We start from the raw sequence: 24,379 nt of genomic DNA, 5'->3' as shown, positions 1-24,379 counted from the left end.
TATGGTGCTAAGCTAAGGCCAATATAACAATAAGGAGACAACCGATGTCTGATTTAAAAATGAAGCACTTAGCCTTAGCGGTGACGCTGGCGCTAAGCGCAGCGGCATGTTCTGATGCGCAGAAACCTGAAGCAACAGCGCCTGTAGCAGAAACCCAAGCGGCAAACACCGCTGCGGTGACCGAAGCGGAAATTCAAGCCGAATCTGAAAAAGCCAACAAGCTGTTCGAAGACATTTTCATGGAAAATGTTATGCGCAGCCCAATGTACCAGTCGTACTTGGGTATTAAGCAAGACCAAGATAAGTGGGATGACATTTCTGAGCAGGCGTCTGAAGAAGAGCTCGCGCTGAAAAAAGAACAACTTGCGAAAGTGAATGCAATTGACGAAACGAAGCTCGACGAGCAAACCAAAATCAGTTTGATGCTGATGAAGCAGGGCTTAGAAGAAGATATTGCGGACTACAAATGGCGTCATTACAACTACCCTGTGAATCAAATGTTCGGCATGCACTCAAGCGTGGTGTCGATGCTAATCAACCAGCACCGCATTCAAGAAGTGGACGATGCCCAAGACTACATTGCGCGTTTGAACGGCTTACCAGCATTGTTTGAGCAACTTGAAGAGAACCTTCGTTTGCGCGCTGAAAAAGGAATTATTGCGCCAAAGTTTGTGTATCCGTACGTGATCAGCGACAGCCAGAATATTATTTCAGGCGCACCATTTGAAGACGGTGAGCCAAGCGTGTTGCTCGAAGATTTCACCAAGAAAGTAGGTAACCTTGATATTGAAGAAAGCCAATATCAAGAGCTAACCAGCGCAGCTGAAAAAGCGCTGGTGGAATCGGTGAAACCAGCTTATGAAAGTTTGATTGCGACGGTTGAAGACATCGCCGCACAAGCTGATACCAAAGATGGTGCGTGGAAATTCCCTGATGGTGAAGCGTTCTACAACAACGCATTAAAACGTACGACAACCACGGACTTAACCGCTGAAGAAATTCATCAAATTGGTCTAAGCGAAGTAGAGCGCATTCACAACGAAATGCGTGTGATTATGGAGAAAGTCGGGTTTGAAGGTACGCTGCAAGAGTTCTTTGTACACATGCGTAATAACCAAGACTTTATCTACCCTGATACCGAAGAAGGTCGTCAGCGTTACTTAGAAGAAGCGACGGCGCTTATCGATACGATGCGTGAGTTTTTGGATGAGTTGTTTATCACCAAGCCAAAAGCCGACATGATTGTCAAAGCAGTTGAACCGTTCCGTGAGAAATCAGCCGGTAAAGCGTTTTATCAGCAACCGTCCATGGATGGCACACGTCCAGGCGTTTACTACGCAAACTTGTACGACATGGCGTCAATGCCAACCTACCAAATGGAAGCACTGGCCTACCACGAAGGTATTCCTGGCCACCACATGCAAATTGCAATTCAGCAAGAGCTTGAGGGCATTCCGTCGTTCCGTAAGTTCGGTCGTTACACCGCGTACAGCGAAGGCTGGGGCTTGTACACCGAGTTATTGCCAAAAGAATATGGCTTTTACAAAGACCCATACTCAGATTTTGGCCGTTTAGCGATGGAGCTATGGCGCGCGGTTCGTTTGGTCGTTGATACTGGTATTCATGCGAAGAAATGGACCCGTGAAGAAGCCATCGATTTTTATGTTACCAATACGCCAAACGCTGAAGCTGACGCGCGTAAAATGGTTGAGCGTCATATTGTGATGCCAAGCCAAGCAACGGCTTACAAAATCGGTATGTTGAAGATTCTTGAGCTGCGCGAGAAAGCAAAAACTGAGCTCGGCGAAGATTTCGATATTCGTGAATTCCATGATGTGATTTTGGCGAATGGTCCTTTACCGCTCAATATTCTTGAGCAGTTTGTGGATGACTACATTCGCGAGACTAAGAACACCAGCTAATATTACTTTCGTAAAAGGTATTAGTTCCTAGTTTCGCAATCAAAACAGCCGTTCAGTTGTATCAATTTTGGCGCAACTGAACGGCTTTTTCGTTCATTTGAAACGGAGGCTTCTATGTGTGGAAGGCTCAATGTTGTCACTGACCCTTTATGCCAGCTGGTAACTGAACAGCTCGGTCTGAAATTTCATGCGCCAACCAATCAAGATTTGCGACCTACCCAGCAGGTGGAAGTGATCACCACAACCCAGCGTCACGATTTGTTGCATCAGCTCAGCATGGAGTGGGGTATTCAACCGAGTTGGGCAAACCGAATTCTCATTAACGCACAGGCCGAGACGGTTGCAACCAAACGCACCTTTCAATTGGCGTTTAAGCAGCATCGTTGTGTGGTGCCGTGTAGTGGCTGGTATGAATGGCAACAGCAAGAAGGGCAAACGCGCAAAACCAAGTACTTATTTAGCGAAGCGAACGGTCAGCCATTGTATATGGCTGGCATTTATTTCCCCCATGTCGACTCGCGCGCACAGCTGGTCACACTAACGACAGCGCCAACCGAACAATGCGCAGCGTATCACCATCGCATGCCGTTGCTCATTCGCCCGAATGAAGTCGAATTTTGGCTAAATAGCCAAGTCGAGGCGTTAACACCGTTGCTTGTCGCTCCAGACGATATCGCTTTGAACGTTGTTGCGCGTTAGGTGATGCGTTTAGCTTAATGCTAATCTATGGTTTATGAAAATCATTAAAACACACAAAGACACATGAAAATATACGTTGATGCGGACGCTTGCCCAGCGGTTATTAAAGACATTTTGTATCGCGCTGCTGAGCGGAAACAGCTTGAATTAATTTTGGTGGCGAATCAACCTTTGCGCGTACCACCATCAAAATGGATAAAAACCAAGCAAGTTGAGTCAGGTTTTGACGTTGCCGACAATTACATCGCTGAAATTTGTGAAGCGGGTGACTTGGTGATTACGGCCGATATTCCGTTAGCGGCCGATGTGATTAAAAAGCATGGCCAAGCACTGAGCCCGCGTGGCGAGTTGTTCACAAAAGAGAACATCGGTAGCCGCTTAAACATGCGCGATTTCATGGATACGTTGCGCAGTAGCGGCGAGCACACAGGCGGCCCACCACCGTTACACCAACGCGATCGTATGACCTTCGCGAATGAGCTCGATAAAATTCTGGCGAGGAGTTCGAGATGAAAATTACCCCAGGTAAATATCAGCACTACAAAGGCCCGATGTACGAGGTAGTCGATACGGTGCGCCATTCTGAAACCGAAGAATGGATGGTGTTGTACCGGCCGCTTTATGGCGACGAGCAAGGCTTGTGGGTACGCCCCTATGACATGTTCTTGCAGTCGGTCAGCGTTGATGGTTTAGAAGTGCCGCGCTTTAAATACCTCGGCGAAGAATGGGGTGATGAGCAGGACATTTCTAAATAACGAGCCGCCAGTTAATCGGTAACTGGCGTCATCTCTTGCCATAATTGAATTGGGTTGCCTTCAGGATCTGCCAATCGTGCGAAGCGACCATTCGGGTAGAGTTTCTGGGTCAACTTCAACCTCGATACCAGCTTCGCGGAGTTGCTGAACCATCGCATCTAAGTCGCCAACGCGAAAATTGAACATAAACTGTTGGTCATCTGCTCCGAAATACTTGGTTTTGTTATTAAAAACCCCAAATACCGTGCTACCACCAGTTTGCACCCAAGGCATTTCTTCATAAGTCGTTGGCGTTTGTTTTACACCGAGGTGTTCTTCATACCAAAGCGCTAAAGCTTTCGGATCTTCTGCTTTGAAAAACACGCCGCCGAAGCCAAGTACTTTCTCACGTTCGCCTGCCACTGCACCAAAAGAAACAAGGCAAATCAGTGCCAACAGTAATTTAATTTTCATATTGTCCGATTCCGTTTGACTCTGCCCATAGGGGCAAGGTTTAGCATGTCGTTTCTATAAAAACGATATAGGAACAATAACATGAACACGTATTTTAAGATCATTCGAGCAAGCGCAATTTACGATATTCTCGCAACATCGTTATTTGCAATTCCAGGCGTCGCCGTTTGGGTGTTGAATACGCTGCAAAGTTTGCACGTTGCGCAGAACTTGGCTGGCGCCTTCCCGGATTTCCAGCCGCTACATTTATTGTTTGTTCATTTTGTGGGAAGCGTTGTCACTATTTGGTCGATTATACGGTTTATGAAACCGGACCCACTCTACGGCTTACTTGATAGCATCGCCAGAGTACTGTTTTTTATCGCAATGCTTTATGCTTGGTTAAACGGCGCGACTGATTTGCTGGTGTTTTTCATGGTTCCTGAATTAGCGTGGGGCATTGTGCAGCTGGTCGGGTATATTAAACAAACAGTAACCTTGCGGAGGCTGCATGTACATTGGTGAATTTTGCAAACTCACAGCGGTAACGCCGACGACAATTCGCCTCTATGAGAGCATTGGGTTGTTACCGCCCGCGCAACGTCGTGGTAATTATCGCGTTTACGACACCACATACGTCGAAACCGTAAAGCAAATAAAAATTGCTCAACAATTTGGCTTTACGTTGACTGAATTAAAACAGATGTGTGATGGTGAGAATATTAAAAGAGGATTGCCCGCCAAAGTGATTCTTCGGGCAATTGACAGCAAACGAGCCGAAATTGCGAAGCAACTCGAACAGCTCAAACAGCGAGACGCTGGCCTCGCCGACTTGCAACATTATTTGCAAAATGAAGCCTGCAATACAGTGTCTGAATAGAAACAAGGAAGATAAATAATGGCAACGACGATTGCGGAATTGATTGATGAACTGGACACGCAGGGTATCGCATTTCAAGTGCCGCCCGATACTGACGACCGCGTGCTTGTTGGTGTTGCTACGCAAAACTATTTTGATGATGAAGGTAATTTCGGGATTGCAGTTCAAGTGTGTTTAGCCGAAGAGGGGCGTATTGCTTATTTTGTCCAAGCCCCGTTTTTTGTCGAGCAGTTATATTTTAATGAAGCGGGCGAGTATCGACCGATTTTTCAAACACAGCTGCTTGAAATTGCCAACCTCGTCAACAACAAAGTGAAGTTCAGCAGTTTCTCAGTCGACTCCGAAGGTGAAGTGTTATTTGTTTATGCGTTGCCACTTGAAGAAGATAACCAGAAGCTCGGAGCAAAAACGGTCGCACGTGTTTGTGAAGCGATTGCGGACGCAGCCGATGAATTCTATCGTTTAGTGAAAGAAAACGTTGAAGATGATCTCGATGATATTGAGGAGCTTTTGGCGAAATTCGACTAATTTTCGCCAAAAATAGCTTAATTTCGCGACAAAGTTTTTATTAAATGCCAGCCGAATTTGGTTTTTACCGGTCCGTGAACTTCGAGCGTTGGCTTGCCAAATACCACTTTATCGAATGCCGGCACCATCTGGCCGCGGCCGAACTCACCGAGATCGCCACCCTTCTTGCCCGATGGGCAAAGTGAGTGCTGACGTGCAAGGTCGCCAAACTTCTTGCCAGCCGCCAGCTGTTTCTTTAACTCTTCCGCCTCTTCGCGGGTTTTTACCAAGATGTGTAAAGCGTGCGCGCGCGCCATAATTTTGTACCTTAATTCATTTGCCAATAGAACATACGTGATTCTTTATTCAACGCGTATACCGTGGTGGCTCGATCGCATGCGCGGCCTGCTGCGCCGTAACAAACGTGTAACGGCAGTAAGTGCTCTTCACGCGGATGACAAAACCGTGCATGCGGTGCTTCCTGCCAATTTGCCAACATGTGTTGCCGCTGTTTCTCGTCTATTTCTGGGTCACTACAAACAAGTTCGAGCCATGCTTGAAACGCCGCATTTTGGCTATCTGCTTCAGCATGATTCGGTGCGAAAAATGCGCGCATATTATGAAACGAGAAGCCAGAGCCAAGAATCAATAGGTTGTCGTAGTCGAGTGCCTGCAACGCTTGCCCAAGTTTAATATGGGTGTCGGCATTTAAATGATTCATTAATGACAACTGCACGCATGGAATGTCGGCGTCTGGATACATGAGTTTCAATGGCACAAACAAACCATGATCAAAGCCACGCTGCGCATCACCTTGCGCCTCAATTCCGGCCGTAGTAATTGCTCCCAATACTTGCTCGGCTAACGCCGGTTCACCGGGAGCGGGGTATTCTATCGTGTAGGATTCGGGAGGAAAACCGTAGTAATCGTAAATGAGTTCCGGCTTCGTGGCGGTTGTCACGTGCGGTATGTCCGTTTCCCAATGGGCACTGATGACTAAAATGGCCTTCGGTTTCGGCATTTGTGCGGCAGCTTCGCGTAGCTTCGTCACCATATCGTCGTGACTTTTGTCACCCAGCAACGGCATTGGTCCGCCGCCGTGCGCAATGTATAGGATGTGTTTCATCATAAGGCTCCTACTGCATGAACTTGTTGCTTGGTGAATTTGGTCTACACTTTTGAAACTTCATTGAAGCAGTAACGACCTCACTAGTAGGATAATACAACAAGGAAACACTCATGCGTACTTCAATGCTCTTCTCGACTTTAGCTGCAAGCGTGTTATTGGTTGCTTGCAGTAAGCCGGCACCGGAGCCGACTTCGCTTGCTTCCGACGCCGAAGCCACACAACAAGTGGCGGCAACGCCGGAGGTGCCAACCTATAGCGCTGAGACATTTTTTAACACCGAGACCATCTTTGGTTCGTCGATTAACCACGATGGCACGGCGGTGCTGGTGACCAGCGATAAAAGCGGCATCTTTAATGTATACAGTTATCCGCTTGATGGTAGCGAACCGACGCAACTGACCAATTCAACTACCGATGCCATGATGGGTGTGAGTTGGTTCCCGAAAGACGGGCGTATGCTGTATACCGCTGACCAAGGCGGTAATGAGCTCAACCATGTATATGTGCGTTTAGAAGACGGTACCACACAAGATTTAACCCCGGGCGAGAACCTAAAAGCTATGGTGGGTGGCTGGCACGAAGACGACATGCATTTTTATGTGATGACGAACGAGCGTGATAATCGGTACTTCGATGTGTATCAATACAGCACTGAGGATTACAGCCGCACGATGGTATTTGAAAATAATACGGGCTTTAATGTCGATGCGATTAGCCCGAACGGGCGGTATTTAGCATTAAGCCGCACTAATTCGAATGCCGATTCAGATTTATTTCTGGTGGATTTGGAAGCCGAGAACGTTGAGCCGAAATTGATCACACCAACAGATGGTAATATTCAGCATAATGCCTACACGTTCACGCACGATAGTAACCAACTCATTTACGGCACCGACGGTCACGGCGAGTTTTATCAAGCTTGGGCGTACGATATCGCCTCCGAGGAACACAGCGAGCACTTTGCTGCCGATTGGGATGTGTCGTTCCTGTATTTCTCCGATTCCGGCAAGTACCAAGTCGTTGGTGTGAATGCGGATGCGCGCACCGAACTCAGTATTATCGATACTGCGACGGGGGAAGAGGTCATGTTACCTGAGCATCCTCCCGGTGATTTGCGCGGTGTGAATTTTTCTGACGACGAGCAAACATTAGTATTCTATGTGAATTCTGATGTATCACCGTCCAATCTGATGTTTTGGCAAGTCGGAAGTGATAATGTCGTGCAGCTCACCAACACACTCGCCGAAGGGATGCAACCGGAGCACCTTGTGCAAAGTACCGTGGAACGCTTTCAAAGCTTTGACGAGCTAACGGTTCCAGGGTTGCTGTATAAGCCACATCAAGCCAGTGCTGAGAACAGAGTGCCGGCGGTTATCTTTATTCACGGTGGCCCAGGCGGACAAACGCGCCAAGGCTATAGCGCGATGGTGCAGCACCTTGTCAATCATGGCTATGCGATGTTTGGTGTGAATAATCGCGGCTCATCCGGTTATGGTAAAACGTTCTTCCATCTTGATGACCAGCGCCATGGCGAAGATGATTTACAAGACATTGTCTACGCGAAGAAATACTTGCAGACATTAGAGTGGGTTGATCCGCAACGTATCGCTGTAATGGGCGGTAGTTATGGTGGTTACTTAACGATGGCAGCACTGGCATTCACCAACGAATTTGATGCTGGCATCAATATATTCGGTGTCACTAACTGGGTGCGTACACTTGAAAGTATCCCACCATGGTGGGAGAGCTTCCGTCAGTCATTGTATGACGAGCTCGGCGACCCAGCTGTTGACGGCGAACGTCTACGCCGTATTTCGCCGCTGTTCCACGCGGATAATATCAAAGTGCCAGTATTAGTGGTGCAAGGTGCCAATGATCCGCGCGTACTGCAGGTCGAAAGCGATGAAATGGTGGCAGCGATCCGAGCGAACAAAGTGCCCGTTGAGTATGTTTTATTTGATGACGAAGGCCACGGATTTAGCGTGAAAGCGAATCGCATTGAAGCACAAGAAGCGTATTTGAATTTCTTAAATACTTATTTAGTTGAATAAATGCGTGTTGATGATGTCGCACTTGCTAGCAAATTAGCAGGTGCGACATGTTTAACTCAGTAACGTGCTGAGCAAGGTCGATTCAAACTCGCGTTTGGCGGTGATGGCATAAAATTTTTCGACCACGCCTTCGAGCATGCAGTATTTTTTTAGTACACCGGCGCGCAGTTCGTCCTGCACGACAACTTCAGGAACTACGGTCACGCCTTGAATACTCCGCGACATCACACGCAACATCGCCATGTCGTCGACTTCGGCATAGGGTGTAATTTGCAGGTTGTTTTCTTCACAATACATGTCAAATTGGGTGCGAATATCACTACTTACGCCAGGTACCAACACCGGTACTTTGTCTAAATCACGCGGAAACTCTCTATCCTTTAATGCGTCACTGTTGGGCCCAATCAGGCTGACACTTTGTTGGGCGACGCACTGGCAGCGAATCGGTAAATGAAAATCTGACGCAACCGCTCGGTTGGAGAGGATTAAATCGAGCTTATGCATACTCAATTGCTCAAGCAACTGTTCAAGACTTGCTGAAAGTAACGTTAGTTGAATGTTCGGATTACCCAAAATCGGGCGTAAGAAATTCTCTTGGAAGTTACGAGAAAGCGTTGCAACGGCGCCAACCCGAAAAGTTTGAACCACGTGCGTATCACCGCGCTCGACCATCGACATCATTTCTTGGCTTAAATTGAAAATCCGCTCGGCATAGTTGAGCACCACATGCCCGAATTCGGTGAGTTTGAGGCTACGACCTTCGCGCACAAACAAATCTTGGCCAAGGCGTTCTTCCAATTGCTTAATTTGTGATGAGAGGGCCGATTGCGATACATGCAGTTGCTGTGCGGCGCGGGTTAAGTGGCCTTCTTTGGCGACCGTCCAAAAATAAAATAGGTGATGAAAGTTGAGTTCACGCATGGTCGGAGCACCTCAATGGTGTTTGCTCGGTAAAATGTTCGTAAAAACAGAACGGTTGTATATTTTATATCTATTTTACTGAAGGTATGCTTTTTGGCAACATGCACACTAACATAACAATAGTTACGTCATATGGATGAATCACATGCTTGAAACATGGCCCTTTGCCGCTGTTTGGTTGATTGGCTGGCTCGCTAGCTTGGTCGCGCCGCCACGAATGCTATGGCAAGTTGCCAAGCTCACCTCACTAAGCGCATTGTTGTGCGCAGTGATGTTAGTGCTCTTTTCAGCGTTTAGTGCCGCACCGGCTGATCGGGTCGGGCTGGTCGTGATTGTTCTTGTTGCCATTTTGGGTTGGGTGGTTACACGCTTTGCGAAGCACTATTTGCAGGGTGAGCCCAACCAAATCATGTTTATTCAGTTCACGTTATTCACCCTGGCCAACGTCGGCTTGATTGTTGTTAGTGACCACTTACTATTGATGTTGCTTGGCTGGTCGTTGACGAGTGTGGGGCTGCATAAGTTACTGTTGTTCTATCATCAGCGTCGCGCTGCGCAAATTGTCTCACACAAGAAATTCATTATTAGCCGCCTTGCTGACGTGTTGTTGTTAATGGCGGTCACGTTCACTTATATCGACGTTGGCTCGCTGAATCTTGCGGAGATTAATACGCATGTTACCGAGTTTTCCGAGCTGTCTATTTGGCTTGAACTGACAATTGTGCTGGTCGCGCTGGCGGCAATTTTGAAAACCGCGCAGTTACCATTGCACGGTTGGCTCATTCAAGTCATGGAGGCGCCAACACCGATTTCAGCGTTGCTACATGCCGGTGTCGTTAACTTGTCTGGATTTGTGTTATTGCGCATGGCACCGATGCTGGCGCAAAGCGACATTGCCCAAGCTTTGTTGGTGGTTGTGGGGAGCTTATCAGCGGCGCTTGCAGCTTTAGTCATGCTGACTCGAATCAGTATTAAGGTACGGTTGGCTTGGTCTACCTGCGCGCAGATGGGCTTTATGCTTATGGAAATTGGCCTGGGCTTATATGAGCTGGCGCTGTTGCATTTGGTGGCTCATTCGCTTTACAAGGCCTACGCGTTCTTGAGCGCCGGTGAGGCTGTTGAACAGGCTCGGCTACAACGTTTGTTGGACCCGGCTTATAGTGTGACGCGTAAAAATTTGTATGTATTAAGCCCATTGTTTAGCGCCGCAGTCATTGGCGTGTCGTTTGTGGTGTGGCAGTGGGTGCTACCGCAGTTTCACGTGAGTTGGGTGGCGCTGATTATTCTCACCATTGGTTTTGCGCCACTCCTGTGGCCGCAGCGCGATATGACGGCGAAGCTTTTCCGACTCGGTTTACTGCGTGTGTTCATGTTGACCCAGCTGTATTTTATTTGGCATTTACTATTTGCCGCCGCGGTACCAAGTCAGGGCGATACACACATTGCGTTAGTTGTTTGGGTGGCCTTCGTGTTTGTGGCGTTGTTTGGTTTACAACTCTTGGTTCAATTGTATCCGCAGCACAAATGGTCGCGTCGTTTATACCCATGGGCCTACAACGGTTTTTACCTCGATGAACGTTTTACCTTGATAACCTTTAAGATCTGGCCATTGCCGCCGGCTCAAACGGATGCTTCGAAGGAGATAATTTCATGAGTCAGGTGCAAAACGATTTACGAGCCCAAGTAGAAACAGCTATTGCAGCGGCATGCGCGCATATTGCTCCGGCGTGGCCGTTAGATCAAATGATTGCGGTGAACCCATATTGGGGGCGGTCGCATCAACCGTTTTCTAAAGCAGCCAAGTTACTTGAGCTTACGGCTGCATCACCGCTTTCAATGCGTAACGACTACTACGCGCAGCTTTGGCAAGATGGCGTGATTCAAGAATCGCATTTGCAACAAGCCATGGATGAACTGAGCTCTGAGCATTCGATGACTCATTTGGTCAGCTTTGTAGGCGGCAAAAATTATAAACCGCTGGCGCTACCGCTTTTGAGTGATTGCTACGATAAAACCCGCGACTTAAGTCATGAGCCAGGCTGGCATGAGACGGTGACGTTTCAAGTCTCGCAATTTTGCGCGGCTTATTTTGATGAATATCAAGCGGCGTGGCACCCACATAAAGATTCACCGCTATATGCAAGCTGGTTGAATGAAATTCGCCATGACCGTAGCGTTCGCGTATTAATGCATAGCGATGATTTGATTGCGCGTGCTGATGCCATGCACAGCGACCCGATTGAGCAACTCACGCAGGTTCTGCAGTCGTTAAATATCCCACCAGAACAATGGGATTTATGGCTGGAAACCGTTCTCATGCGTGTGAGTGGGTGGGCGGCAGCCTGCTCGTATCGCGCGTGGCAAGCGAACTTGCGCGGCGAAACCGATACCTCGTTGATGGAGTTACTGGCGATTCGCGCAAGCTGGGAATGGTTGGTTGACAGTGGCGGTCGCGAAGACGACAGCGTTTGGGTGCGTTGGCGCGCACTGTGGGACAAAATCGGTGATTATGATTCCTTGTCACGCAGCAAATTGCTGGTGTGGCAGCGCGCGCATGAAATGGCTTATCAGGAACAGCTGGCGCAGGTGTTGATGCAGAAGCCGTTGAATGCTTCCGATACGCCAGAAGTACAAGCATATTTCTGTATTGATGTGCGCTCAGAAGTGTTTCGCCGTCACTTTGAAGCGCAATCTGACGGTATTCGCACTGGCGGTTTTGCTGGGTTCTTCGGGCTGCCAATTGATTATACCCCGTTGGGTACACAGAGCACTCGTGCGCAGTTGCCGGGCTTGTTGGCACCGAGTTTGAATGTGACCGATAGCAGCGGTGATGCTTCGAAAGATGTCGAGCTAGCAACGATTCGTCGCGTGAAATTACAAGAAAAAGCCAGTTTGTGGCCGTTTAGTAATGTACCAGCTTCGTCATTTAGCTTGGTGGAAACGCTGGGCATGGGGTACTTAGGTAAGTTACTGAAGGCGAGCTTCTTTAAAGCAGATAATAACGGCATTGATAATCTCGGACTTTCGGAAGACGACAGCTGTTCGTTACGCCCGACTTTGAGCGTGGATGCCGAAGTTCTGCCAGCGCGTGTGGATCTTGCTGCTGGCGTGTTGACGGGTATGGGCCTGACATCAGGTTTTGCACCATTGGTTTTGTTGGTAGGGCACGGCAGTACTAGCCAGAATAATCCGCAGCGGGCAGGTTTGGATTGTGGCGCGTGTTGTGGCCAAACCGGCGAAGTGAACGCCCGCGCATTAGCACAGTTGTTGAATCATAAAGAGATTCGTCGCGGCTTGGTCGAGCGTGGCATTATCATTCCAAAAACCACCTATTTTATGGCAGCTTTGCACAATACCACCACAGAAGATGTGACCTTGTATGAAGCTAATGCGGTGCCGGCCAGTTGGCAATCGCAGTTGGCACAAGTTGAGCTGCACTTGGCGCGCGCCAGTGATGCAGCACGACTAGAGCGAGCACCAACTTTAGGTTTGGAGCTTGTCGAGGCGAGCCTTGATAAACGTCGTTCAGCGTTTGTTCGTCGCGCTTATGACTGGTCGCAGACTCGCCCAGAGTGGGGCTTAACCAATAATGCGGCATTTGTGATTGCGCCGCGTGAGCGTACCCGCGGGCTCTGTTTAGCAGGGCGGAGCTTCTTGCATGATTATCACCCTGAGCAAGATGCCGACGGTGCTGTGCTTACGCAAATTATGACGGCGCCAATGATTGTGACGAATTGGATTAATCTGCAGTATTTCGGCTCGACGGTGGATAATCAGCGTTTCGGCAGCGGCAATAAAACCCTGCACAACGTGGTGGGCGGCCGCTTGGGTGTGTTTGAAGGTAATGGTGGTGACTTACGTATCGGCCTCGCCTGGCAATCGATTCACGACGGCCAGCAATATCGTCACGAGCCACTGCGCCTGAGCGTGTACATTGATGCCCCAATGGAGCGCATCGCTGCGATTGTCGCCGAGCATGAAATACTTCAACAGCTTGTTGGCAATGACTGGCTCTATATATTCCAACTCCCCGAGCCCGGCGAAACCCCTCGCCGTTATAAGCATTAAGTGGGGTGCAGTCCTTGGACTGCACCCCACCTCCTACACACCAATGTCATAAAGCTGTGGTAAACTTTGCGGCATTATTAACTAATCGAGAAAGATAGATGAAACATGTGGTTGGGATGCTGCTGGCGCTGGCCTGTTTGCAGGTGCAGGCGGCGGAAGAGCAGACCGTGGTGTTGATTTCAATTGACGGTTTTCGCCACGATTATATTGAGCTGCATGGCGCGCCAAACATTGCCAAAATTGCTGAGCAGGGTGTTCGCAGTGAGGGCTTGATTCCGGTTTATCCGTCAAAGACTTTCCCGAACCATATTTCAATTGTGACCGGTCAGTACCCATCGAATCACGGCATTGTTGATAACAACTTCTACGATACTGAGCGTCAGCAGCGCTACAAAATGGGCGATGGTGTGAAAGACAGCACTTGGCTGACCACGTTGCCGATTTGGAACCTTGCTGAATTTCAGGGCGTTAAAGCGGCCACATTTTTCTGGCCAGAATCGGAAGCGCGCATCAATGGTCGTACACCAAGCTACTATTTCAACTACAGCACGCCGGCACCGAATCGTCAGCGCATAAACCAAATGGTTGAGTGGTTGAAGTTACCTGAGGTGGCACGTCCGCGTTTGGTTACCGGTTATTTTTCGATTGTCGATACCATGGGGCACCGTTTTGGCCCAGAGTCACATCAAGTGGCAAAAGCTGTGAAGCATGTCGATGAACTTGTCGGCGAACTGTGGCAACGTATTCAGGACGAAACCGATGTTCCTGTAAACCTAATTTTGGTGTCTGATCACGGCATGTCGCAAATTACCGCGAAAGACATGATTGATGTGAATGAACTAGAAATTAATGAAGAACTATTTGAGGTCGTCAACGCATCGACACGATTGATGATTTACCCGAAAGAAGACACATCGTCGGAGCAAATTCAGCAGCTGGAACAGCGCTTGCAGCAGAAACAAGGTAACTTTGTCATTGAGTCTGAACAGACCTTAGCGCAACTTGGCGTATCTGATGGACCGCGTAAGCCAGCCATTGTGCTAGGCACTCAGGCACCAGCAACCTTCACCACGCGTCCGGAGGAACAGCGCAAAGATGGCGGCACCCACGGTTTCCATTCAAGCCGTGATATGGACGGTTTATTCGTAGCAGCAGGTCCTGCGATTCAGCAGGGTACGCAAATTAAGCGCTTCAGCAACATTCATATTTATCCGTTTATGGCGAAGTTGCTCGAACTTGACCTGATGACGGAAATTGATGGTGACGCTAAGGTACTGTCACCAATTATTCGGTAGCGTCGGCCAACGGTTTCATCATAATAATATCCCGCTGTGGGTCATTTCCCAGCGGGAACACATGTGAGCCAACCTCGATAAATCCAGTCTTTTTATAAAACGCAATGGCGCGCGGGTTATGCTCCCACACGCCCAGCCACATCACGTCGTTACCTTTGCGCAGCATGGCATCAATAGCCGCCTGCATTAAATCTTGTGCGATACCTTTACCATGCCAGTCTTTGTCGACATACAAACGCTGCAGTTCGCCAGCTGATTTAGCTTGAACGCATTCCGGCGTATTGCCCCAGCGCAACTGCACAAATCCGACAATGTTCCATTCGTGTGTTGCCAACAGTGTTAATCGATTCGGATCTTGAATTTCCGCCAGTTGCAACGCTTCACTATAAGTCGTGTCGCAGTGCATCTGCATGTTCTCTTCGGTATTATCCGCCGCGAAGGTATCGACGAAGGTTTGTCGAGCGATTTCTGAAAGGCGCGCGGCGTCTTCTTCGGTTGCTGTTCGAATATGCGCAACAGAAATACCACGACGTGCCTGACCGTCGGCAGAACGCGTGAAATTGGGGTTGGTTTTCTCTTCGTGTTCCATCAGTAATAGCGTTAAATAAATTTTAGTTGGTAATGAGAGAACAACGCCGAATGCACTAAGCGCTGCGCCTAAAATAAATCCTTGGTGGCCAATACTGTCACTAGCAAACGTCACGCCAAGCACAATGTGCCCACAAACTAATAATGTGATGCCCAAAATAATGGCACTTCTTAGCAATTTGACTTGGTTAGTTTCGTTCATTGTGCACCTAAAATATATGCGGTATTGCCACCATGAAATCACGGATTAAGACTTTCGGCTAGTCATTCACAAAGTTAATTCCAATTCGTTAAAAACACAGCTAGGATATTCAAAATAACAATGTAAAGTGACGTTATGAAATTTTGGCGCAAATACCATCCCGATATTGATGCAGCCGATCCGCGCTACAAACAAGTCTCGCTGATTTACAGCATTTTGCTGATTATGATTGCCTATTTCGGAATTATTGGCACGCTCAACATCACGTTATTTGATGCCCCCGAAATTGCATTCTTCGATTATCTTGGCCTTACCCTCGCGGTATCTATTCTCTGGTTTGTGAACAAGGGCGGAAATTTCAAAGTTGCCAGTTGGGCCGTCATAATTGCGATTGCCACCATTTTATTAGCGTTTGTTCATCTCGCTGAAGGACGTAATTACTCATTAATGTGGGTAACTATTTTACCGCCTTTCGCGTTCTTTTTATTAGGGCGGCGTGATGGCTCTTGGGTAAGCGCCATAATATTAGGATATTGTAGTTGGTACATGTATCAACTCATTAATCAGCAAGTCACTGCTAATTTGAGCTTAGGAGCGCTATTTAATTTTATTGAAGTAGCCACCGCACAGGTATTTCTATTTCGTTTTTATGAAAACTCACGTCAAGAAGCCTACGACCAATTACAAAAAACCGCGATTACGGATCCTCTCACAAAAGTATTTAACCGATTACATTTAGATAACACCTTAAGCGCGGTAATTTCTCAGGCTAATCGGGCTAATCAACCGGTATCCGTGTTGCTTCTCGACGTCGACCATTTTAAAGACGTGAATGACAAGTATGGTCATCTCATCGGAGACAAAGTTCTGATCAAACTTTGTGATGTGCTACGCGACACAATTCGTGAAACGGATTCTTTAGGCCGTTGGGGCGGTGAAGAATTTTTAGTTATTTGCCCGAATACCAATCAACAACAAGCGATGCAATTAGGCCAGAGAATTATTGAAAATGTGCGCGCTGAAGCTATCGAAAATAATATTCACATCACGGTAAGTATCGGCACGGCAACGTATACAAACAATGGCACCGATACCATCGATCAGTTACTACTTAGCGCTGACGAAAATTTATATCGCGCTAAACACGGAGGGCGAGATCAAGTACTTGGTATGCCTTGAGTGGCTATTCAATATTCACCCGAATAACAAATTTCAGGAGCGAAAAGGCAGCAACGAGAAATAGCCAGAGAAACAACAAACTCTCGTCGTGGGCTAATTTCGTCCAAATACTATTCTTTAGAATAATATCTTCAGATTTATAGCGTTGAATAACACCGGCGTCGCCTTTTCCATTGAATGTAATCTGCATACCCGGCGAATCATCAACATAAATAAATCCAGAGCTTTGAATAGACGGGTTCTGAATAAAAAACTTATCGCCTAATTCAAGTGCATATGGCTCGGTTTGATAATATTGACCCGACCAAGCGCCTTTATCAGAAATTGCGACAGAACCTCGATGCAGTATAGGCTCACGCGCTGATGCTTCTTTTACTTCACCGCCAATGGTCATGACGCCATCTATAGGCAGCGTATAACTGTTGTTTGCCGAAGCCTGTAACTCAAAAGCTTCACAATCACTTAATTCAATACGCTCGTTACGAGTTTGTATAAAGCCTACGGGTGCTAGCGTTGCTGAGCTTAAGGTTATCCACACAGAATCCGTCCCAATTCGCTCAATATACACCGACGTATCCTGTGCTACTTGAAGTTGTCCAGATACAAGAGACGTTTCGCTGCCACATTGTGCATAACGTGTAACGCCTTCAAGTTGCCACGGAACAAATGCACTATTTTGGAATGAATCAATGGCAATAATTTCGGAACGTGCTGTAACGTTGTAGAGCGTATCGGGGGTACTGATAAACCGAAGAGAAATGAAAACAATGTAGGCTAATAGCAGCCAAAATAATCCCACTAAAATATGCAATAGCCAACGCAGTGAGCTTTGCGCGATACGGTCACGAAACTCAGTTGCGGAATAAGGTAAATCTTCGTTAGTGAGAAAAATTCCGAATAAAAATTTTGCGGTTTTACGGAATAATGTTTTGAAATTGAGTGGTTTCATTGAAATAACTCAACCACTTCATCTGGCATTGCGCGTAAGTTTCGACGTTTAATAACCACTCGTGTCATCTGATTGGTATTAACACCCTGTAACACGCATTCTTTGTCGTAAGAAACGCGATAATTACTTCGTAGATCTTGGCATTTTACCGTGATGGGTGCGGTCTTATTTTCGCCATCATCACGACCAAAAATGGTTGCTACATCCCGACGAGCATTACTACGAAGAAATACGGCGATATTCGTCATGGATTTTGGCATTCCCCAAGAACCCACTAAATAGTTACCGTTTAATGATGAACAATCTTGTTGTGCGTTTGCGAGCAAGCCTAATTCGCCAGGCGAAAACTCTTCTAGTTCATTAATATACTGTGTGGGGAACTCAATACTGACTAATCCTTCCGTGGGTTCAGTCAAGGTATATTGATATTGCGATTTGTATCGACCATCTGCGCTACTGACATAAATACAAACCGGCCCCTGATAAACACTTGGAAAGTAAAGGTGAGGCGCAACGGCATAATCCACATCGGTGAACTGTAACCCTTTCAAAAATTGCCCAGACACCTTCACCGTTTCGCTATATGACTCGGTAAACTCACTCACCTGATTCGCTTGCGCCAAACCCAAGCTAGCAACAAGTACAGCAACCGCAGCTAGACGTTTAATCATAGTCAAACAACTTAATGGTGTAGTTACCATGACTTTTTATTCCGGTTAAACGAATAAGGTGTACGTCGGAAGATAATGGGGTAAACACAATACGATATTCGTTATTTGTATAAAACTCATCGCTGTATTTTCTTTCACCGGTTTCATCAAAAATCTCGAGACGATATCTCATATCGCCTGAGTTCGGTTCAAATTTGAAGTCGATCGGTGCGTTTGCTTTCATCATCATTCGATATTCTGCAACTGCGTTATATGCAAGTTTTCCGGTCATCATTTCACCGGCAACGACAACGTTCTGCGCACCCTTGAGTTCAGCATCAGTTACCCACTGCGTAATGCCGATATTGGTTGTACCGTAATGACGAGTGCCAAAAAGTCTCAAAGTATATTCGTCGTTTGTTGGCGGCGTGAATGCATAGGCGTAACTATTTGTAGAGTAAAACTCATATTCTCGGAGCACTTCATCGGCGCTATTCAATATATGCGCAGCATATCTAAACTGTTGCCCGTTAACCTCATTAAACAACATCTCTATGGGACTGTTAGTTTCACCATTAAATCTATATTCGGCTATGGAATCCTTCGCAACTTTTGGCGTTATTGTGGTCGGTATCTGAAAACTATTACCGTCGCCACGAAGCTCTGCATCGAATGCAAAATCATTAAGCTTAATATCGAATTCACCAAATGAACTTACCCCTAAAAGTCGAACAATATATGTATCTGACTTAGGTGGTGTAAACGCAAAGTTATAGTCGTTAGTACTATAAAATTTGTAATCGAGAAGCTTATTTTCACGACGATCCATAATCAGGATTGAGAATTGCATCTGATTGCCTTCAGTAGCCTTCAATACAAACTCGACCGGACTATTTTCCAGCATTTTCACTTCATGATCTTTAATTTGGTTTTTCGCTAACCGACCTGTCAAATGCGAATTCGTGGTTACCGCTGAATCATCTGCGTTTGTCTCTTCAGTAGTCGCTGTTTCTGTTGCCTCAGGCTCGTCGTTAACACCAAAATGTTCATCCAGCATACCTGTCAGTGCATCTGCCCGATAAACCACACCGCCTTCATCATCCACTTCAAGTAATACACCCGCAGCCTGTTCTGCCACAAACAAAATGCTGCCGCTATAACCCTGCTTGAATGGCTCGTCTGCACGTTCGGGTTTTATCGCTAGGTACTCTGTTTCATCTACGGTATTAATCACGATTTTCGATTGCAATACACTGCCATCAGCCAAACGCGTTTTGAGAACACCTGTTTGATAAACTTCCAAGAGCTTCTTTAAATCGCTGACCTGTAAAAATGTATTTCGATTACATTGCGCCTCAGGAATGTTCGATTCAAGAACTGCCATGTCGACATCAAATACATGTGCTAAGTCTGCGGTGAAGTACTGCCGAGTTGGTAGCATAATATTCGCAGTAGTGGCGTCGCCCATGACGTGTTTCGGTGTCACCACATAGCAGGTGCCGTTAACCAAATAATTAAAGCCTTGCCCGACATTAAAATCGGCTGAAACCAATACATCGGAACTATAACTTGAAGGCGAGAATAAAGCAGAAAGGCTGATGAGGCTCAATGAGCCAAGTATTTTTGTTGTTTTCATAGCTTAACTTTTTTTGACGTTTGCCCTTTTATAGTATTTTTTTTCGGCAAACGTCAACAAAAGTTAAACAATTTATCGGGTGCCGAATATCTTATCGCCGGCATCGCCCAAGCCAGGAACAATATAGCCGTGTTCATTTAAATGTGAATCAAGTGCAGCGGTATAAATGTGGATATCTGGATGCGCTTCGAGAACTTTATCCACACCTTCTGGCGCAGCAACGAGCACTAAAACTCGCGCATCTTTGCAGCCATGTTGTTTCAACATATCGAGTGTCGCCACCATCGTGCCGCCCGTTGCTAACATTGGGTCAATCACCAAAGCTGTGCGTTGGTCGATGTCTTTTACCAACTTTTGGAAATAGGGCACCGGCTTTAAGGTTTCTTCATTGCGATATAAGCCAACGACACTCACCTTTGCGCTGGGAATTAAATCGAGTACGCCATCCAGCATGCCAATTCCCGCACGCAAGATAGGTACCACTGTGACTTTTTTGCCCTTGAGTTTTTCAACTTCAATCGATTCGCCACTCCAGCCGTTAATCGTATGTGGTTCTAATTCGAAGTCTTTCGTCGCTTCATAAGTCAGTAAGCTACCAAGTTCATTGGCTAATTCACGAAAGCTCTTGGTTGAAATATCTGCTTCGCGCATTAAACCAAGTTTGTGCTGAATCAGCGGGTGTTTGATCACGTGTAGTGGCATGTGGGAGTCTCTTTTCAGTCGAACTGTTGTTTCGTAAAGTAACTGTGACGTAGTTTAGGAAATTTCCATCAAATTGGCGACCTAACAAGTTGATACAGCCCGCCATTTTTGTAGATTAATGGACATTTAATTTTGTTCACGCTATTAAATAGTGAAAGAAGCGCTAAGGAGTAGCCATGAAAAGTCAGAAAATTTCACCCCTCAAAGATAAGCCCCTGAGAAATCCTGGTGAATCACTTGATCGGCGTCTAATCGATGTCGCTTTAGACGGCGTAATTTTCAATTTTATGGTTTTAATTATCCTTTTTCTGGCAGTTACCTTTTCGTGGATATATGCACTTAGTGATGCAAAGCCTGACGCAGTCACAATTTCTGTTATTTGTGGTGTTGCAGCGATTTTCTTTGGCGTTCGTCTTGCAAAAGCCTTTAAAGAAACAAATAAAATCAAACTCGGCCGCGACGGCGAAAAAGCGGTAGGTCAATTTCTTGAGCGGCTTCGTTTGGATGGTGCGCAAGTATTTCACGATATTGAAGGTGAAAACTTTAACCTCGATCATGTCGTGATTCACCGCTCTGGTGTGTTCGTGATTGAAACGAAAACTATGTCGAAATCGAGCAATTCCAAGTCGGTATTATTTTACAATGGCAAACAAATATTGCGTGGCGGTAAGCCATTGCAATCAGACGCTATTACCCAAGTTAAAGCCGCAAGCGCATGGCTACATAAATTACTTTTTGAAAGCACCGGTAAGCGGCTGCCGGTAAAAGGTATCGTGGTTTTTCCTGGGTGGTATGTGAAAACAACGGATTTAGGTCGCTCGGCCGAAATAGCGGTATTGAACCCTCAAGTCATCCCGAATTATTTGGCCAATGGTCGGCAGCAACTCCGAGATGACGAAGTTCATATGAGCGCGTATCATCTGAGTCGTTATATTCGTACGAAGTAGAGGTATTTTGTGAAAAGGTTGATTGGGATATTGCCGTTGATTCTGTTGTTGGGTTGCGAATCAATTGGGCCGCAAGCTCAATCGTCAACACAAACTTCAACCATTCCAAACGACCCTGCCGTCATTGCAAAAGGTGCCAAAGTTTTCAAATACAAATGTTCTGCATGCCACAGCATGGATCCGAACAAGAGCCAATTCTTCGGCCCTCATTTAGCCAATATATTCAATCGTGAAATTGCGACAATTGAAGGTTACACGTTTCCTGAAACCACGAAGCAACATGATATTGTTTGGACAGAGTCGACGCTTTACGAGTGGTTAGAAAATCCACAAAAAATGGTCAAAGACATGTGCATGCCGTTCACTGGCTTACCAAAACAAGAAGACCGTGACGCGCTCATGGCTTACCTCAAATATGGTGGTTGAACCACGTTTTTACTGGCAAAACAGCACTTTCGATTGATCTAATCGAATTTTCCTATTTGTAACTCCCTCGCAGAATCGACTATTTCTACTATAGTCAATCTGACTTAGAAACAGTCCTTTTTGGAGGAAGCATCTCATGTTCAAGAAATCCATCCCGATGCTATCGGCTGCAGCGGTTGCTGTTACCATGGCATTTTCATCAGGTGCAATGGCTGCTCCTGATAGCAAATCTCAAATGTTCTGGTGGCCAGATAAACTCGATTTAAGCCCGTTGCGCGACCACGATGTCAGCTCAAATCCGATGGCGAATTTTGATTACGCTGAAGCTGTACAGAAAGTTGATTTCGATGCGGTGAAAAAAGACATCGAAGCATTAATGACTGATTCGCAAGATTGGTGGCCAGCTGACTACGGTCACTATGGTCCATTCTTTATTCGCATGGCGTGGCACGGTGCTGGTACCTACCGTATTCACGATGGTCGTGGTGGTGCAGGCGGTGGTCAACAACGCTTTGAACCACTCAATAGTTGGCCGGATAACGTGAGCTTGGATAAAGCGCGTCGTTTGTTGTGGCCAATTAAGCAGAAATACGGCAACAACCTGTCATGGGCAGACTTGATGGTACTGACTGGTAACGTTGCGCTTGAATCGATGGGGTTCAAAACCTATGGCTTCGCGGCTGGTCGTGAAGATAATTGGGAACCAGACGAAGTTTACTGGGGCCCAGAGAAAAAATGGTTAGCGGACGAGCGTTATAGTGGCGACCGTGAACTTGAGCGTCCGCTAGCGGCGGTTCAAATGGGTCTGATTTATGTGAATCCAGAAGGTCCAAATGGTAACCCTGATCCATTGCTTGCTGCGAAGGACATTCGCGAAACATTCGGCCGTATGGCAATGAATGACGAAGAAACTGTTGCTTTGATTGCTGGTGGTCACACCTTCGGTAAAGCGCACGGTGCGCACAAGCCGGATGATTGTTTAGGTGAAGCTCCGGCTGGCGCAGCAATTGAAGAGCAAGGTTTAGGTTGGAAGAACAAGTGTGGTAAAGGCCACTCAGAAGATACCATTACGTCTGGTTTAGAAGGTGCATGGTCGGTAAATCCAACTGCTTGGACGATGCAATACCTTGATAACCTGTTCGGTTTTGAATGGGAACAAACTCGCAGCCCAGCTGGCGCTATTCAGTGGATTCCAAAAGACGGTCAAGCGTCAAACTTGGTTCCTGATGCGCATATTCCTGGCAAACGTCATGCGCCAATCATGTTCACCACTGACTTGTCGCTGAAATTCGATCCTGAATATCGCAAAATTGCGAAACGCTTCCATGAGAACCCTGAAGAGTTCGAATTGGCATTCGCAAAAGCTTGGTTCAAGCTGACTCACCGTGACATGGGCCCACGCGCTCGTTATGTGGTGGATACCTCACCAAAAGAGCCGTTGATTTGGCAAGATCCGATTCCAGCAGTGGATTATGAGTTAATTAACGACCGCGATGTGGCGAATCTGAAGAAGAAAATCTTAGACTCAGGTTTGTCAGTGTCTGAGTTAGTGCGCACTGCTTGGGCATCTGCAGCTAGCTTCCGTGGTACCGATATGCGTGGTGGTGCGAACGGTGCACGTATTGCTTTAGCGCCGCAGAAAGATTGGGCGGTAAACAATCCGAAAGAGCTGAAGAAAACGTTGGCTACCTTGGAAAAAGTCCAAAAAGACTTCAACCGCTCGTTGCCAAAAGGTAAGCGTGTTTCATTGGCTGATGTGATTGTGCTAGGCGGTGCAGCTGCAATCGAAAAAGCAGCAAAAGATGCCGGTTATACGGTATCGGTACCATTTGCGCCAGGTCGTAATGACACCACGCAAAAATGGACTGACGATTCGTTTGATGTGTTAGAACCGAAAGCTGATGGCTTTCGCAACTACTACACTAAAGACGCGATGATGTCGCCAGCTGAAGCTTTGGTAGAACGTGCTGATTTACTCACGTTGACTGTGCCTGAAGTCACCGTACTTGTGGGTGGTATGCGTGCTCTAGACGCCAACTACGGTGGTGCGAAGCATGGTGTGTTCACTGACCGTCCAGGCCAATTGACCAACGATTTCTTCGTGAACTTGTTGGATATGAGCACCGAGTGGGCACCGGCGAAAGGCCAAGAGGGTGTTTACGAAGGTCGTGACCGTAGTTCAGGCGAATTGAAGTACACTGCAACGCCAGTTGATTTGATCTTCGGTTCAAACTCAGAGCTTCGTGCCATTGCTGAATTCTATGCGCAAAGCGACACTGACGAGAAGTTTGTGAACGACTTTGTTGATGCATGGGTGAAAGTGATGCGACTTGATCGCTTTGACTTAAAATAATTAAGAAAAAGTTAAAAAGGGAGCTGATTGCTCCCTTTTTTTGTGCCAATAATTATCTAAACTAAGAAAAAAGCCAGAGAGATTTACC

Annotated in this window: 24 protein-coding genes; 15 read left to right on the top strand and 9 right to left on the bottom strand. The window is 46.8% G+C overall.

Features of this window, described 5'->3' with window-relative positions:
• Window positions 1–44: 44 nt before the first annotated feature.
• The 4 genes from D3795_RS07700 (at window position 45) to D3795_RS07685 (ending at window position 3,376) form a co-directional block, all read left to right on the top strand.
• Entirely contained in the window at window positions 45–1,922 is a 1,878-nt protein-coding gene (locus D3795_RS07700) for a DUF885 domain-containing protein (protein ID WP_310942434.1), read from the top strand.
• 114 nt (window positions 1,923–2,036) lie between these two features.
• Complete coding sequence (locus D3795_RS07695) at window positions 2,037–2,621, top strand: SOS response-associated peptidase (RefSeq protein ID WP_156267618.1); 585 nt, start codon at window positions 2,037–2,039, stop codon at window positions 2,619–2,621.
• Window positions 2,622–2,684: 63 nt separating this feature from the next.
• A complete protein-coding gene (locus tag D3795_RS07690) occupies window positions 2,685–3,134 on the top strand; it encodes a YaiI/YqxD family protein (protein WP_156267616.1) in 450 nt (149 codons plus the stop codon).
• Window positions 3,131–3,376, top strand: a complete 246-nt coding sequence (locus tag D3795_RS07685; RefSeq protein ID WP_126760071.1) for a DUF1653 domain-containing protein — start codon at window positions 3,131–3,133, stop codon at window positions 3,374–3,376. The genes D3795_RS07690 and D3795_RS07685 overlap by 4 nt, the downstream gene beginning before the upstream one ends.
• 60 nt (window positions 3,377–3,436) lie before the next feature.
• Here D3795_RS07685 and D3795_RS07680 read toward each other — a convergent pair whose 3' ends face one another.
• A complete protein-coding gene (locus D3795_RS07680) occupies window positions 3,437–3,829 on the bottom strand; it encodes a VOC family protein (RefSeq protein ID WP_216648945.1) in 393 nt (130 codons plus the stop codon).
• Between the two features lie 81 nt (window positions 3,830–3,910).
• On the opposite strand from D3795_RS07680, the gene D3795_RS07675 reads away from it, so the two are divergent.
• From D3795_RS07675 to D3795_RS07665, 3 genes are read left to right on the top strand one after another with little or no spacing between them, the layout of a single operon-like run.
• Window positions 3,911–4,333, top strand: a complete 423-nt coding sequence (locus tag D3795_RS07675) for a hypothetical protein (RefSeq protein WP_156267614.1) — start codon at window positions 3,911–3,913, stop codon at window positions 4,331–4,333.
• Window positions 4,320–4,688: a MerR family transcriptional regulator gene (locus tag D3795_RS07670; protein WP_156267613.1), complete on the top strand. Its 369-nt coding sequence runs from the start codon at window positions 4,320–4,322 to the stop codon at window positions 4,686–4,688. Before D3795_RS07675 ends, D3795_RS07670 begins: the two co-directional genes overlap by 14 nt.
• Before the next feature lie 18 nt (window positions 4,689–4,706).
• On the top strand, window positions 4,707–5,216 hold the full coding sequence (locus D3795_RS07665) for a YbjN domain-containing protein (RefSeq protein ID WP_156267611.1): 510 nt from the start codon (window positions 4,707–4,709) through the stop codon (window positions 5,214–5,216).
• 17 nt (window positions 5,217–5,233) lie between these two features.
• Here D3795_RS07665 and D3795_RS07660 read toward each other — a convergent pair whose 3' ends face one another.
• A complete protein-coding gene (locus tag D3795_RS07660; protein ID WP_092857255.1) occupies window positions 5,234–5,512 on the bottom strand; it encodes a peptidylprolyl isomerase in 279 nt (92 codons plus the stop codon).
• An 11-nt stretch (window positions 5,513–5,523) separates the two neighbouring features.
• On the bottom strand, window positions 5,524–6,324 hold the full coding sequence (locus D3795_RS07655; protein ID WP_310942432.1) for a DODA-type extradiol aromatic ring-opening family dioxygenase: 801 nt from the start codon (window positions 6,322–6,324) through the stop codon (window positions 5,524–5,526).
• A gap of 110 nt (window positions 6,325–6,434) precedes the next feature.
• On the opposite strand from D3795_RS07655, the gene D3795_RS07650 reads away from it, so the two are divergent.
• Window positions 6,435–8,375: an alpha/beta hydrolase family protein gene (locus D3795_RS07650; protein ID WP_156267609.1), complete on the top strand. Its 1,941-nt coding sequence runs from the start codon at window positions 6,435–6,437 to the stop codon at window positions 8,373–8,375.
• A 51-nt stretch (window positions 8,376–8,426) separates the two neighbouring features.
• Here D3795_RS07650 and D3795_RS07645 read toward each other — a convergent pair whose 3' ends face one another.
• Window positions 8,427–9,296, bottom strand: a complete 870-nt coding sequence (locus tag D3795_RS07645) for a LysR family transcriptional regulator (protein ID WP_156267607.1) — start codon at window positions 9,294–9,296, stop codon at window positions 8,427–8,429.
• A 145-nt stretch (window positions 9,297–9,441) separates the two neighbouring features.
• Between D3795_RS07645 and D3795_RS07640 the strand changes: the two genes are divergently transcribed.
• From D3795_RS07640 to D3795_RS07630, 3 genes are all read left to right on the top strand, one after another.
• On the top strand, window positions 9,442–10,950 hold the full coding sequence (locus D3795_RS07640) for an NADH-quinone oxidoreductase subunit L (RefSeq protein WP_173021004.1): 1,509 nt from the start codon (window positions 9,442–9,444) through the stop codon (window positions 10,948–10,950).
• Window positions 10,947–13,364, top strand: coding sequence for a YbcC family protein (locus D3795_RS07635; protein WP_156267603.1), 2,418 nt, complete (start codon window positions 10,947–10,949; stop codon window positions 13,362–13,364). The genes D3795_RS07640 and D3795_RS07635 overlap by 4 nt, the downstream gene beginning before the upstream one ends.
• 98 nt (window positions 13,365–13,462) lie before the next feature.
• Window positions 13,463–14,659 (top strand): alkaline phosphatase family protein, encoded by a 1,197-nt coding sequence (locus D3795_RS07630; RefSeq protein ID WP_156267601.1) that lies wholly within the window; start codon window positions 13,463–13,465, stop codon window positions 14,657–14,659.
• On the opposite strand, the gene D3795_RS07625 is transcribed toward D3795_RS07630, so the two are convergent.
• Entirely contained in the window at window positions 14,649–15,449 is an 801-nt protein-coding gene (locus tag D3795_RS07625) for a GNAT family N-acetyltransferase (protein WP_216648944.1), read from the bottom strand. The two genes, D3795_RS07630 and D3795_RS07625, sit on opposite strands and share 11 nt — an antisense overlap.
• A gap of 135 nt (window positions 15,450–15,584) precedes the next feature.
• On the opposite strand from D3795_RS07625, the gene D3795_RS07620 reads away from it, so the two are divergent.
• On the top strand, window positions 15,585–16,628 hold the full coding sequence (locus tag D3795_RS07620) for a GGDEF domain-containing protein (RefSeq protein WP_156267599.1): 1,044 nt from the start codon (window positions 15,585–15,587) through the stop codon (window positions 16,626–16,628).
• 4 nt (window positions 16,629–16,632) lie between these two features.
• Here D3795_RS07620 and D3795_RS07615 read toward each other — a convergent pair whose 3' ends face one another.
• The 4 genes from D3795_RS07615 to upp all read right to left on the bottom strand — a co-directional run bounded on the left by D3795_RS07615 (window position 16,633) and on the right by upp (window position 20,565).
• Entirely contained in the window at window positions 16,633–17,577 is a 945-nt protein-coding gene (locus D3795_RS07615) for a hypothetical protein (protein WP_156267597.1), read from the bottom strand.
• On the bottom strand, window positions 17,574–18,248 hold the full coding sequence (locus tag D3795_RS07610; protein ID WP_156267595.1) for a hypothetical protein: 675 nt from the start codon (window positions 18,246–18,248) through the stop codon (window positions 17,574–17,576). Before D3795_RS07610 ends, D3795_RS07615 begins: the two co-directional genes overlap by 4 nt.
• Window positions 18,241–19,863 carry a hypothetical protein gene (locus D3795_RS07605; protein ID WP_156267594.1) on the bottom strand — a complete coding sequence of 541 codons (1,623 nt, stop codon included), beginning with the start codon at window positions 19,861–19,863 and terminating at the stop codon, window positions 18,241–18,243. The genes D3795_RS07610 and D3795_RS07605 overlap by 8 nt, the downstream gene beginning before the upstream one ends.
• A 72-nt stretch (window positions 19,864–19,935) precedes the next feature.
• Window positions 19,936–20,565 (bottom strand): uracil phosphoribosyltransferase, encoded by a 630-nt coding sequence (gene upp, locus D3795_RS07600; RefSeq protein ID WP_156267592.1) that lies wholly within the window; start codon window positions 20,563–20,565, stop codon window positions 19,936–19,938.
• Between the two features lie 176 nt (window positions 20,566–20,741).
• Between upp and D3795_RS07595 the strand changes: the two genes are divergently transcribed.
• The 3 genes from D3795_RS07595 (at window position 20,742) to katG (ending at window position 24,291) form a co-directional block, all read left to right on the top strand.
• On the top strand, window positions 20,742–21,512 hold the full coding sequence (locus D3795_RS07595; protein ID WP_156267590.1) for a nuclease-related domain-containing protein: 771 nt from the start codon (window positions 20,742–20,744) through the stop codon (window positions 21,510–21,512).
• 9 nt (window positions 21,513–21,521) lie between these two features.
• A complete protein-coding gene (locus D3795_RS07590; RefSeq protein WP_156267588.1) occupies window positions 21,522–21,938 on the top strand; it encodes a c-type cytochrome in 417 nt (138 codons plus the stop codon).
• Between the two features lie 136 nt (window positions 21,939–22,074).
• Window positions 22,075–24,291, top strand: coding sequence for a catalase/peroxidase HPI (gene katG, locus D3795_RS07585; RefSeq protein ID WP_156267586.1), 2,217 nt, complete (start codon window positions 22,075–22,077; stop codon window positions 24,289–24,291).
• Window positions 24,292–24,379: the final 88 nt, after the last annotated feature.

The sequence above is a fragment of the Pseudidiomarina andamanensis genome (assembly GCF_009734345.1).
GTDB lineage: Bacteria > Pseudomonadota > Gammaproteobacteria > Enterobacterales > Alteromonadaceae > Pseudidiomarina > Pseudidiomarina andamanensis.
This window is presented reverse-complemented; position numbering and strand designations above follow the sequence as displayed.